This is a genomic window from Streptomyces sp. NPDC002889 (assembly GCF_042888425.1).
Lineage (GTDB): Bacteria > Actinomycetota > Actinomycetes > Streptomycetales > Streptomycetaceae > Streptomyces.
Genome location: NZ_JBIAPT010000008.1, coordinates 190,450 through 201,971 on the forward strand (window position 1 = coordinate 190,450; position 11,522 = coordinate 201,971).

General features: G+C 71.4%; 12 protein-coding genes. 5 read left to right on the forward strand and 7 right to left on the reverse strand.

Going from position 1 to position 11,522, the window contains the following annotated elements; genetic code table 11:
- Position 1 precedes the first annotated feature (1 nt).
- On the reverse strand, positions 2-895 hold the full coding sequence (locus ACFYWI_RS14315; protein WP_389230578.1) for a D-alanyl-D-alanine carboxypeptidase family protein: 894 nt from the start codon (positions 893-895) through the stop codon (positions 2-4).
- Between the two features lie 165 nt (positions 896-1,060).
- Between ACFYWI_RS14315 and ACFYWI_RS14320 the strand changes: the two genes are divergently transcribed.
- Positions 1,061-1,714 (forward strand): GntR family transcriptional regulator, encoded by a 654-nt coding sequence (locus tag ACFYWI_RS14320; protein WP_389230581.1) that lies wholly within the window; start codon positions 1,061-1,063, stop codon positions 1,712-1,714.
- Positions 1,715-1,776: 62 nt separating this feature from the next.
- Positions 1,777-3,018: a nitrate/nitrite transporter gene (locus tag ACFYWI_RS14325; protein WP_389230960.1), complete on the forward strand. Its 1,242-nt coding sequence runs from the start codon at positions 1,777-1,779 to the stop codon at positions 3,016-3,018.
- A gap of 146 nt (positions 3,019-3,164) precedes the next feature.
- Here ACFYWI_RS14325 and ACFYWI_RS14330 read toward each other — a convergent pair whose 3' ends face one another.
- Entirely contained in the window at positions 3,165-3,989 is an 825-nt protein-coding gene (locus ACFYWI_RS14330) for a maleylpyruvate isomerase family mycothiol-dependent enzyme (protein ID WP_389230584.1), read from the reverse strand.
- A gap of 189 nt (positions 3,990-4,178) precedes the next feature.
- Between ACFYWI_RS14330 and ACFYWI_RS14335 the strand changes: the two genes are divergently transcribed.
- Complete coding sequence (locus ACFYWI_RS14335; RefSeq protein ID WP_389230587.1) at positions 4,179-4,985, forward strand: carbon-nitrogen family hydrolase; 807 nt, start codon at positions 4,179-4,181, stop codon at positions 4,983-4,985.
- 433 nt (positions 4,986-5,418) lie between these two features.
- Here the strand turns inward: ACFYWI_RS14335 and ACFYWI_RS14340 are convergent, their stop codons facing one another.
- Together ACFYWI_RS14340 and ACFYWI_RS14345 are read right to left on the reverse strand one after the other, a co-directional pair.
- A complete protein-coding gene (locus ACFYWI_RS14340) occupies positions 5,419-5,808 on the reverse strand; it encodes a VOC family protein (protein WP_389230963.1) in 390 nt (129 codons plus the stop codon).
- 84 nt (positions 5,809-5,892) lie between these two features.
- Entirely contained in the window at positions 5,893-6,078 is a 186-nt protein-coding gene (locus ACFYWI_RS14345; RefSeq protein WP_389230590.1) for a hypothetical protein, read from the reverse strand.
- A 102-nt stretch (positions 6,079-6,180) separates the two neighbouring features.
- On the opposite strand from ACFYWI_RS14345, the gene ACFYWI_RS14350 reads away from it, so the two are divergent.
- On the forward strand, positions 6,181-6,816 hold the full coding sequence (locus ACFYWI_RS14350; protein ID WP_389230593.1) for a TetR/AcrR family transcriptional regulator: 636 nt from the start codon (positions 6,181-6,183) through the stop codon (positions 6,814-6,816).
- 110 nt (positions 6,817-6,926) lie between these two features.
- Positions 6,927-8,717 (forward strand): NHL domain-containing thioredoxin family protein, encoded by a 1,791-nt coding sequence (locus ACFYWI_RS14355; protein ID WP_389230596.1) that lies wholly within the window; start codon positions 6,927-6,929, stop codon positions 8,715-8,717.
- Positions 8,718-8,782: 65 nt separating this feature from the next.
- Here ACFYWI_RS14355 and ACFYWI_RS14360 read toward each other — a convergent pair whose 3' ends face one another.
- The 3 genes from ACFYWI_RS14360 to ACFYWI_RS14370 form a co-directional block, all read right to left on the reverse strand.
- Entirely contained in the window at positions 8,783-9,154 is a 372-nt protein-coding gene (locus ACFYWI_RS14360; RefSeq protein WP_389230599.1) for a hypothetical protein, read from the reverse strand.
- 75 nt (positions 9,155-9,229) lie between these two features.
- Positions 9,230-10,528: a M18 family aminopeptidase gene (locus ACFYWI_RS14365; RefSeq protein WP_389230602.1), complete on the reverse strand. Its 1,299-nt coding sequence runs from the start codon at positions 10,526-10,528 to the stop codon at positions 9,230-9,232.
- A gap of 163 nt (positions 10,529-10,691) precedes the next feature.
- Positions 10,692-11,435 carry a hypothetical protein gene (locus ACFYWI_RS14370; protein ID WP_389230605.1) on the reverse strand — a complete coding sequence of 248 codons (744 nt, stop codon included), beginning with the start codon at positions 11,433-11,435 and terminating at the stop codon, positions 10,692-10,694.
- Positions 11,436-11,522: the final 87 nt, after the last annotated feature.

Sequence of the window (11,522 nt, forward strand, 5' to 3'; positions counted from 1 at the left end):
ACTACTTCTTGAAGCCGTAGTCCATGAGCTTCTTCGCGTCCGCCGTGCGGTTGGCCTCGGACGTCGAGGCGAGGACCGTACCGATGACCGTCTTGCCGTTGCGGGTCGCGGCGAAGACCAGGCAGTACTTGGCCTCGGGGCCCGACCCGGTCTTCACGCCGATCGCTCCGCTGTAGGTGCCGAGCAGCTTGTTCGTGTTGACCCACGGCTGCATGGTGCGGGTGCCGCCGGTCTTCGTGACGGTCTTGGCCGTGTACGACTTCGTCTTCACGACGGTGCGGAACGTGGAGTTCTTCATCGCACTGCTGGCGATCTTCGTCAGGTCGCGCGGCGTCGAGTAGTTGGAGCCGTTCCCGATGCCGTCGAACGAGTCGAAGTGCGTGTTCCGCAGGCCGAGGTCCGCGGCGGACTTGTTCATCTTGCCGATGAACGACTTCACCCGGGCCGCGCGCGTGGTGCCCGTGCCGAACTTGTCGGCGAGCGCGTACGCGGCGTCGCAGCCGGACGGCAGCATCAGCCCGTAGAGCAGCTGACGGACGGTGACCTTGTCGCCGACGATCAGACGCGCGTGAGAGGCGTTCTTGGCGACGATGTAGTCGCTGTAGGCCTTCTGGATGGTGACCTTGGTGTCCAGGTTGAGGTTCGGCTGCGACAGCACCACCTTCGCCGTCATGATCTTGGTGGTGGAGCCGGTGGAGCGGCGGGTGTCGGCGGCCTTGGTGAAGAGGGTCGTCCCCGTGCCGTTGTTCATCACGAAGCCGCCCTTGGCGACGATCGTGGGCGTGGGCAGTGTGGCTGCCTGTGCCTGGCCGGCGAACGCGCCGCCCGCGAGGACCGCGCCCGCGGTGAGGGTCACGGTGACAGCGCGACGCATGCCCTTGATGCCTGTTTTCAAGTTATACGCTCCGAATGCGCCTGAATTTTCTGAATTGCCCCTGGTGTGCGGCCACATAAGGGTGCCGCTCGCTGAAAAGACTCATGAAGGGGCCGGATGGATGTACGGGTTTCGCGATACGGACGAGACTGTCTGATGTACCCCTGTTGTATCTAAGCTGTGTGCATGCCTGCCGCGCCCCTGAAGCAACCTCCCGCCGCCGACCGTGTCTACATGCACATCAAGCAGGCCGTACTCGACCGGCGTTACCAGGGCGGCACTCTCCTCACCGAAGGTGAACTCGCCGAAGCCGTGGGCGTGTCCCGCACTCCCGTGCGGGAGGCACTGCTCAAGCTCGAGGTCGAGGGGCTGATCAAGCTCTACCCCAAGAAGGGGGCCCTCGTACTCGCCGTCTCCGCCCAGGAGATCGCGGATGTCGTCGAGACCCGCCTGCTGGTCGAGGAGTTCGCCGTACGCAAGGCCGTACCCGCCTCCGCCGCGCTGCTCACCCGGCTCGAGGAGCTGCTCGAGGAGCAGAAGCAGCGTGCCGTCGAGGGGGACCTGGCCGCCGTCGCCGTCACCGACCGCTGCTTCCACGCCGAGATCGTCAGACACGCCGGCAACGAGATCCTCTCCAGGCTCTACGACCAGCTGCGCGACCGTCAGCTGCGGATGGGCGTCGCCGTGATGCAGTCCCAGCCCGACCGCGTCGCCAAGAACATCACCGAGCACGCCGAGATCCTGGACCGGATCAGAGCGGGCGACGCCGAGGGCGCGGCCGCCTGTGTGCACCGTCATCTGAGCTGGGTCAAGGTGCTGGTCCGGGGTGAGGCACGGTGAGCGGCGCCGCCTCGGACGTCTCACTGCCCGGTGATCCACCCGGCGGCCGCCGCGCCGCCGCGATGTGGGGCATCGGCGTCGGCGTGTACTTCGTCGCCGTCATCTTCCGTACGTCGCTCGGCGTTGCCGGCCTCGACGCCGCCGACCGCTTCGACGTCAACGCCTCCGCCCTGTCCACCTTCTCCATACTCCAGTTGCTCGTGTACGCGGGCATGCAGATACCCGTCGGCCTGATGGTCGACCGCCTGGGCACCAAGAAGGTACTCACCATCGGGGTGGTGCTGTTCACGGCCGGCCAGCTGGGCTTCGCGCTCTCGCCCTCGTACGGCATGGCGCTCGCCTCACGCGCGCTGCTCGGCTGCGGTGACGCGATGACGTTCATCAGTGTGCTGCGGCTCGGCTCCCGCTGGTTCCCCGCCCGCCGCGGCCCGCTCATCGCGCAGGTCGCCGCATTGTTCGGCATGGCCGGCAATCTCGTCTCCACCGTCGTCATCGCCCGGATGCTGCACGGCCTGGGCTGGACCGCCACCTTCGCGGGCAGCGCGGCGGCCGGTCTGGCCGTCCTCGTACCGCTCGCGCTGTTCCTCAAGGACCACCCCGAGGGCCACGAGCCCCCGCCCGCGCAACACGCGGGTTCCGCCTTCGTGCGCAAGCAGATCGCCGAGTCCTGGCGGGAGCCGGGCACCAGGCTCGGCATGTGGGTGCACTTCACGACCCAGTTCCCCGCCATGGTGTTCCTGCTGTTGTGGGGCATGCCGTTCCTCGTCGAGGCCCAGGGGCTGTCGCGGGAGACCGCCGGCCTGCTGCTGACCCTGGTGGTCGGCTCCAACATGGTGGTCGGCCTGGTGTACGGGCAGGTCATCGCCCGTCACCACGCGGCCCGCGCCCCGCTCGCGCTGGGGACGGTCGCCGCGACGGCACTGCTGTGGGGATCCACGCTTGCCTACCCCGGCGAACAGGCCCCGATGTGGCTCCTGATCACCCTGTGCGCGGTGCTCGGGACATGCGGACCGGCATCGATGATCGGCTTCGACTTCGCCCGCCCGGCCAATCCGCCCGGGCGTCAGGGCACGGCGTCCGGGATCGTCAACATGGGTGGTTTCGTCGCCTCGATGACCACGTTGCTCGCGGTGGGCGTGCTGCTGGACGCCACCGGGGACAGCTACCCGGTCGCGTTCTCGTCGGTGTTCCTGCTGCAGGCCGTCGGGATCTCGCAGATCCTGCGGCTGCGGGCGCGCGTCGTGCGACGGGAGCGCGAGCGTCTGGTGGCGAGCCGGGTGGAGGCGGTGCACGTCCCGGTGTGAGGGGCGGGCGCGGCGCCCGGGCCGCCGACCCCCACGAAGGACCTGTGACGGGTCCGGACGGGTCCACGGCGTACCCATGGCGGGGCGACGGGCCTGGTCCCGGCCGAGCTGCGAGGCGGAGCCGCGACGGAGCCACGACGACGGACCTACGGCGTCACCGCGATCTCTCGCAGGATCGCCGCCGCCAGGTCCTGGTCACCGTCCACCTTGATCCGGTCCGCCACCGCGGCCGCCCGTACGCGCCCGCACGCCAGCCGGAAGAACGTCTCCCAGTCGAGGCTGAGGGTCACCAGCGGGCCGAGCGAGGGAGCGCCGTCGATCGTGCCGCGCCCCTCGGCGTCCACCCGCACGGTCCGCAGGAACTCCAGCGGCCCGTGCACATCGAACACGACGGCCGAACTCGCGGGCGCGCCCGCGTTCTTGGCCACGACCTTCGGCAGGGCCTCCAGAAGGCAGTCCCGGGTGATGTACGCGCCGGGGGAGTCGAGTCCGCCGGGGCTGCCCAGCGCCGTGCGCAGATCCTGCTCGTGCACCCAGGTGTCGAACGCGCGCATCCGCATGGCGAGTTCAAGGGTCTGCTCGGCACCGAGGGGGGCACGCACCCTGGCGTCGGGGCCGCGGCTCTCGTTGCGCAGCTGACGGGCCCGGCGGATCATCGTGTACTCGAGCTCGGACGTCATCTCGGGGGCCGTGTGATGGCGGCGCACATCGACCTGCATCTCCATGTACCGCGCGAACTCGCTCCGCACGTGGTAGAGATCGCGGGGCAGCGTGTGAATGGGCCGCGGGTCGCCGAGCATCTCGCACTCCATGCCGATGACGTGCGACACGATGTCGCGCACCGACCAGGCCGGGCACGGTGTGGCTCGGTTCCACTCACCCTCGACGAGTGGCTGCACCAACTCGGCTATCGACTCCAGAGCGTGGGTCCAGGCGTCGACATAGGTCTGGAGGCTGGGATGGACGGTCACGGGACCCCTCGGCGGTCGTACGCGGGCATAACTGGACGGTGGTGGGCACCTGGCTTGGCAGCGCCGCTGTGGGGGTCCGGGGGTGGCCCCCGGATGTGCACAGTACGCTGCCCGAAGGCACCCCGGCAGTGCTTTCGTGTGACGATCGTAGGCCCGTGTTGACGGCTCGAATGCCAGGACGGTGGTAGTGTGCGCGCCTCACTCATCCAGATCGCAGTAGACCCGGACGAATCGGTCAATTCGCGGAGACGGCGTGCGGCCGCCCTGGTGCGGGCGCAGCAGGGCGTCGAACTGGTGATCCTGCCCGAGCTGTGGCCCGTCGGAGCGTTTGCCTACCAGCAGTTCGCCGAGGAGGCGGAAGAGCCGGCAGGGCCCACCTACGAAGCGATGGCGAAGGCCGCGAGCGACGCCGGGGTCTGGCTGCACGCCGGCTCCGTCGTCGAACGGGCCGGCGACGGCACCCTCTACAACACCGCCCTCGTCATCTCCCCCGCCGGGGAACTCGTCCGCACCTACCGCAAGATCCACCGCTTCGGCTTCGACAAGGGCGAGGCCGTGATGATGGGCGCCGGTGAGGAACTGGTGACCGTCCCGCTGCCCGGCCTCACCCTCGGCCTCGCCACCTGCTACGACCTGCGCTTCCCGGAGCTGTTCCGGGGTCTGGTGGACGCGGGCGCCGAAGCACTCGTCATCCCCGCAGGCTGGCCCGCCCGCCGCCGTGAGCACTGGACCCTGCTGGCCCGCGCCCGCGCCGTCGAGAACCAGGCCTATGTCCTGGCCTGCGGCACTGCCGGCACCCACGCGGATGTCGAACAGGCCGGCCACAGCATCGTCGTCGACCCCTGGGGCGAGGTCCTGGCCGAGGCGGGCCCGGACGAGGAGGTGCTGACGGTGGACCTGGACCCGGCGAAGGTGAGGGCGACCCGCGAGCAGTTCCCGGCGCTGAAGGACCGCCGCCTGGGCCTGCCCGCCCCCGACGTGCGCTCCGGGTCATGACGGCTCGCCCCTGAGTCCACTCCCGGAGCGGCTGCGCGCGGCCCGCCCGGCGGTCGCGGCCGGGGCTCACCCGGCGGGCGGCTGACCCCTTCCCGGCTCGCCCGTACCTCCTTGCGCCGGTCGGCGCTGTCCTGGGCGACGGAGTACATCGCGCCGCCGAGGATCAGCCGCAGGGGCGGCTCGTCACTGTTGACCCGTGCGAGCGGCGCCTCGGCCGGATCGGCGTCCTTCGCGTCCTGCCGCATCTCGACGAGGGCGGAGTGCAGCGGAGCGTAGGCCTCGTGGGCGGGCCGGCGAGGCCTGGCCCGCCGGACGCGCCGGTGACGAACCGGCCGCGGTCGGCGGCGGCATCACGGTACGGGACGCTCCGCCTCGCCTGCTTCGGGTCTGCGCCGGCTCCGGTCGCAGGACCTGTGTGCGCGATGCCGCCGGGTCAGGCGCCGACGGGGGCCGTCCACTCGACGAGCTGGACGACGACGCCGTTGGGGTCGGTGACCTGGAACAGCCGCTCACCCCACGGCTCCTCGCGCAGCGGCATCGTGATGGGCGCCCCGGCCTGCCGCAGGCGCTCCTCGTGGTCGGCGATGCCGGTGACGGTGAACGCCACGATCAGGCCGGCGGCGTGCTGATCGCGCTGCTCCGGGGGCAGGACCTCGGTGCCGCGCCGGAGCAGTACGAGGTCGACAGCGGCGTCTTCGCGGGCGAGGGAGGCGAAGCCGTCCGCGGCCATGACCTGGCGGTAGCCGAAGTGGGTGGTGAAGAAGTCCCTGGAGGCGGCGACGTCGTCGACGGTCAGGGACACGGTGGAGGCGGTGATGTTGATGAGGAACTCCCTCTGTGACGGCGGTGTGTGGCTGGTCGTGCGGGTGGAACGGGCCATGCGGGTGGAACGGGTTGTGCGGCGGGCTCAGGGGGTGCGGCGTGCACGGGCGTTGACGCGGGTCGGCTTGATCGCGCGGGCGGCCGGCGCCATGTCCGTGCGGGAACGGGCGGGTGTGCGGGCCGGGCCCGCCGTACCGCCGCGCCGGCCGGCGAGGAACGCGGCGACGGAGGCGGTCATGTCGGCGGTGGTGGCAAGGGTGGCGCGGCGCATGCGGGGTCCTCTCCCGGAAGGAAAACTTACGACGGATATAAATTTACATAGGTGGCACTGCTTCGTCAAGCAAAAACTTACTTCGATGGTAAAGTTGCCCTCATGAGCGTCGAACCCACGGGCCTCCGCGAGGCCAAGAAGCTGGAAACCCGGCAGCTGATCTCCGACCACGCCACCCGCCTGTTCATGGAGCAGGGATTCGAGGCGACGACCATCGCCGAGATCGCCACCGCCGCCCGGGTCGCCAAGAAGACGGTCACCAACTACTTCGCCCGCAAGGAGGACCTCGCCCTCGACCACCACGAGGCATTCACCAACAGCCTCGCCGGCACCGTCGCGGAGCGCGCCGACGGGGAATCCGCCCTCACCGCCCTGCGCCGCGCCTTCGACGCCGCGCTCGAAGCCCGCGACCCGGTGGCGGGCTTCGCCGGACCGGACTTCTCCCGCATGATCGCCGACAGCCCCACCCTCACCGCCCGCCTGCGCGACCTCCACGACCAGCGCGAACAGGCACTCGCCGACGCTCTCGCCTCGGCCACCGACGCCGCCCCCGACGACATCACCCCCCGCGCCGCCGCCGCCCAACTCGGCGCCGCCCACCGCCTCCTGTTCAACCGCATCCAGGAACTCACCCTCGCCGGCCACGACAACGATCACATCGCCGCCACCCTCACCGCCGAAGCCGCCCACGTCTTCGACCAGCTCGAACCCGCACTCGCCGGCTACGCCACCCGCTGACCCCACTCCGGCCGACCGCGCCCCGGGCGGAGCCGCTCCTGCCGTCGCGGCGTACGGGCGGGGGCTTCCTGCCCGCGAGTGCGTCCGAGGGGGATGGCACCCTTGAACCCATGAACGATGCGCCCGCGCCCCGCCGACGTGCCCGTGTCCGAGCCCCCGAGTTGATCGGCAGGGGCGGCTGGATCAACACCGGTGGCAAGGATCTGACGCTTGCCGATTTTCGAGGTCGCACAGTGATCCTCGATTTCTGGACGTTCTGCTGCGTGAACTGTCTGCATGTACTCGACGAGCTGCGCGAGCTCGAGGAGAAGCATCGCGACACCGTCGTGATCATCGGGGTCCACTCGCCCAAGTTCGTGCACGAGGCCGACCACCGGGCCGTCGTCGACGCTGTCGAGCGGTACCAGGTGCACCACCCCGTGCTCGACGACCCCGAGCTCGCCACCTGGAAGCAGTACGCCGTACGGGCCTGGCCCACGCTGGTGGTCATCGACCCCGAGGGTTATGTCGTCGCCCAGCACGCGGGCGAGGGGCATGCGCACGCCATCGCGAAGCTCGTGGAGGAGCTCGAGGCCGAGCACACGGACAAGGGGACCCTGCGGCGCGGCGACGGGCCGTACGTCCCGCCCGAGCCTGTCGCCACCGATCTGCGCTTCCCCGGGAAGGCAGTGCTGCTGCCCTCCGGGAACTTCCTCGTCTCCGACTCCACCCGGCATCAGCTCGTCGAGCTGGCGGCGGACGGGGAGAGCGTGGTGCGGCGGATCGGGGACGGCGAGTTCAACGAGCCGCAGGGGCTCGCGCTGCTGCCCGACGGGCGGGTCGCCGTGGCCGACACGGTCAATCACGCCATTCGCGCCTACGACCCCGGGACCGGCGTGATCGAGCTGCTGGCCGGTACCGGGAAGCAGTGGTGGCAGGGATCGCCGGACTCCGGGCCCGCGCTGGAGGTCTCGCTGTCCTCGCCGTGGGACGTGGCCTGGTGGGGCGGCAAGCTGTGGATCGCGATGGCCGGGGTGCATCAGCTCTGGACGTACGACCCGGCCGAAGGCACGGTTCGGGCGGCCGCCGGTACCACCAACGAAGGGCTGGTCGACGGGCCCGCCGCCGAGGCATGGTTCGCGCAGCCGTCCGGGCTCGCCGCGACCGAGGAGCGGCTGTGGATCGCCGACTCCGAGACCTCCGCGGTGCGCTGGATCGACCGCGACCTCGTGGTGCACACGGCCGTCGGCACCGGACTGTTCGACTTCGGGCACCGGGACGGCGAGGCAGGGCAGGCGCTGCTCCAGCACCCGTTGGGCGTCACCGCCCTGCCCGACGGGTCGGTGGCGGTCAGCGACACCTACAACCACGCGCTGCGCCGCTTCGACCCCGCGAGCGGTGAGGTGACCACACTGGCAACGGATGTACGGGAGCCCAGCGGTGCCGTGCTGGCCGGCGACGACATCGTGGTCGTCGAGTCGGCGAGGCACCGGCTGACCCGGCTGCGGCTTCCCGAGGAGGCGGTGCGCGTCGAGGCCGTCGCCCACCGCACCCGGCGCGCCGCCACCGATGTCGCCCCGGGCACGCTCCGGCTCGACGTGGTCTTCCAGGCGCCCGCCGGGCAGAAACTGGACACCCGCTACGGGCCGTCCACCCGGCTGCTGGTCTCCTCCACGCCTCCCGAGCTGCTGCGCGGCGGGGACGGCGCGGGCACCGACCTGAGCCGCGAGCTGGAGATCGACCCCATGGTCGGCGAGGGTGTGCTGCATGTCTCGGCGATGGCCGCGTCGTGCGACGACGACCCCGCGAACGAGTACCCGGCCTGCCATGTCCATCAGCAGGACTGGGGCGTTCCGGTGCGCGTGACCCCCGGGGGCGCGTCCCGGCTGCCGCTCGTACTGGCGGGGATGGACGAGGGTTAGACCGGCGCGGCGGGGCCCGTGGAACCAGCGCCGGGCCCCGGGGGGACCCACGGGCCCCGGTGGACCTAGTGGAACAGGCCCTGCTTCACAGGCGGGCGTCCCACCGCGCCGTCCCGGCAGCCGGCCACCCACAGCCCGGGGTCGTACGAGGCCTTCAGCCCGGCGAGCCCGGTGGCCTCGAGCCGCTCGCACCCGCCGGCCAGCAGGTCCTTCGCCTGCCGGCCGGTGGGGTCGGCGTGCCGGGTGCGTGAGCCCTGGATGAAACCCGCCTCGTAGGCGACGTCCTGCGCCCAGGGCGGGCGTTCGTTGTACCGCTGGACAAGGAACCAGGTGCCGGCGACGAGCAGGGCGCCCGCCGGGAGGAGCACCAGGGACAGGGCGCGGCGCGACAGGCCCCGGTGCTGTACGCCGATGAATGTGTGACCGAGCAGAACCATGGGCACCACCGTGCCCGGCGGCGCCTTTCCCGGATGTTTCGCCGGCGTCCCGATCGGGGCTGCCGGAAAGGGAGTTCAGCCGGCCAGGAACGCCGTCAGCGCGTTGGCCAGCAGATACGGGTCGTCGGCGCCGCACAGCTCGCGCGCGCTGTGCATCGACAGGATCGCCACACCGATGTCGACGGTCCGGATACCGTGCCGGGCCGCGGTGATCGGGCCGATGGTGGTGCCGCACGGCATCGCGTTGTTGGACACGAACGTCTGCCACGGCACTCCGGCGCGTTCGCACGCCGCCGCGAACACGGCGCGGCCGCTGCCGTCGGTGGCGTACCGCTGGTTGACGTTGACCTTGAGGATCGGACCGCCGTTGGCGCGGGGGTGGTGCGTGGGGTCGTGCCGTTCGCCGTAGTTGGGGTGCACGGCATGGCCGGTGTCGGAGGACAGGCAGATCGTGCCCGCGAGGGCGCGCGCCCGGTCCTCGAGGCTGCCGCCGCGGGCGAACACCGAGCGTTCCAGGACCGATCCGAGCAGCGGCCCGTCCGCGCCGGTGTCGGACTGGGAGCCGTTCTCCTCGTGGTCGAAGGCGGCGAGCACCGGGATGTACGGGAGCTCGGCCGAGGCGGCGACCGCCGTGAGCGCCGCCGTCGCGGCGTGCACGGAGACCAGGTTGTCCATCCGGGGCCCGGCGAGCAGTTCGCGGTCGCGGCCGAGGTAGGCGGGCGGCTCGATGGAGTGGGGCATCAGGTCCCAGCCGGTGACCTCGCCCTCGTCGAGGCCGCACTCCTGCTCCAGGAACCGGATGAGGTCACCCTCCTCGGCGTCGCCGAGGCCCCAGATGGGCTGCATGTGCCGTTGCCGGTCCAGCTTGAGACCGTCGGTGTTGACCGAGCGGTCGAGGTGGACGGCGAGCTGCGGTACGCGCAGCAGCGGCCGGTCGATGTTGACCAGGCGGTGGCTGCCGTCGCGCAGGGTGAGCCGGCCGGCGAGGCCCAGGTCGCGGTCCAGCCAGGTGTTGAGCAGGGTGCCGCCGTACACCTCGACGGCGATCTGCCGCCAGCCGTACGAGCCGGTGTCCGGCAGCGGCTTCACGCGCAGGTTGGGGGAGTCGGTGTGCGCCCCGGCGATCCGGAACGGAGTGTGCGCGGAGGCGCCCTGAGGTACGTACCACGCGATGATCGCCCCGCCTCGCAGCACGTACCTGCCGCCGGTCGTCCCGTCCCAGGCGTCGGTCTCCAGGACCTGCCGGAAGCCTGCCTTCTCCAGCCGCTGGGCGGCAGCGGCCACCGCGTGGTACGGCGAGGGGGCGGCCATGAGGAAGGACATGAGGTCGTCTGTGTGGCCGCGGTCGAAGCGGGAGGGCGTGCTGCTGCTCATGGGTTCACCTTAACGAGGGGGGTAGGTGGCCTGATTGTCGTTCTGCGTGTCACGGGGTCGGCAGTGCGCCGGCCCGCTCCCCCACGGACCCGCCCTGGGCCGCCCCGCGCTGTTTCCGGATGTCCCGGCCTGCCCGTTTCCGGTTGTCCCGGGCCGTCCCGGGTCATCCGCCGAGGCGCGCCGAGGGCGTCTCGCCCCGCTCCGCCTGCTGCGCGCGCCCGGCGAACAGACCGGCGAGTGCCTTGAGGCGCTCGTCGGCGGCGGCTGTCGTGCTCTTCGCGGCGCGGCCGCCCGCGGTGCCGGTGCCGCTCGGGCCGGAGTTCGCGGTGCTCAACCACAGCACGGTGGCGCCGACCCTGATCTGCGCGACGGCGGTGGGACTGCCCTCGGTGCCCGGTACGCCGCGCCGAGCTGTGCGCTCCTGGCCGACGGCGCCGATGCTCACCCTCTCCGGCTGTATGCCGACGCCGCGGCCGAACCAGTCCCAGAGGGTGTCGTAGGCGTTCTCGGCGGACCTCTCGTCCCGGTACGCGATCAGCCAGAAGTCGAGCTGGGTGTTCGTGGAGGGCTCGACAAAGGTCGCGACGCCGTGGAACCGGCCGCCGTCGCAGCCCTTCCTGTGGGTCTCGGGGCAGATGGACTTCCCGGACTCGCCGTCCATGCGCTCGACCACCGGCCGGACGCGGGCCCGCCGGCCGGGCATCGCTGCCGCGTCGGGGAGGACGGACCTGGCCTGCTGCTCGGTGAGGGGCCTCGCGGAGCCCGCGACCGCCTCCTCGATGGAGCCGGCGCTCTTCTCGCCGCCGCCACCGTCCGAGCCGACGCAGCCCGTGAGCAGCGCCGCCGCCGCGAGTGCCGCGGTGGCGGCCGCGGCCGGCCGCTGTCTCGTACAGGTTCGCTGAGCCATCTCGTAGCCCCCTTTCGGACCGGCCGATCATAGAGGCGGCCCGCCCTCCGAAGGAGAGCGGGCCGCCTCACGGACGGGAGGGGTTGG

Coding starts and splice junctions, on each gene's coding strand:
- ACFYWI_RS14320 (WP_389230581.1), top strand. CDS start 1,061: ATGCCTGCCGCGCCCCTGAAGCAACCTCCCGCCGCCGACCGTGTCTAC.
- ACFYWI_RS14325 (WP_389230960.1), top strand. CDS start 1,777: ATGTGGGGCATCGGCGTCGGCGTGTACTTCGTCGCCGTCATCTTCCGT.
- ACFYWI_RS14345 (WP_389230590.1), bottom strand. CDS start 6,078: ATGCGCCGCGCCACCCTTGCCACCACCGCCGACATGACCGCCTCCGTC.
- ACFYWI_RS14350 (WP_389230593.1), top strand. CDS start 6,181: ATGAGCGTCGAACCCACGGGCCTCCGCGAGGCCAAGAAGCTGGAAACC.
- ACFYWI_RS14355 (WP_389230596.1), top strand. CDS start 6,927: ATGAACGATGCGCCCGCGCCCCGCCGACGTGCCCGTGTCCGAGCCCCC.
- ACFYWI_RS14360 (WP_389230599.1), bottom strand. CDS start 9,154: ATGGTTCTGCTCGGTCACACATTCATCGGCGTACAGCACCGGGGCCTG.
- ACFYWI_RS14365 (WP_389230602.1), bottom strand. CDS start 10,528: ATGAGCAGCAGCACGCCCTCCCGCTTCGACCGCGGCCACACAGACGAC.
- ACFYWI_RS14370 (WP_389230605.1), bottom strand. CDS start 11,435: ATGGCTCAGCGAACCTGTACGAGACAGCGGCCGGCCGCGGCCGCCACC.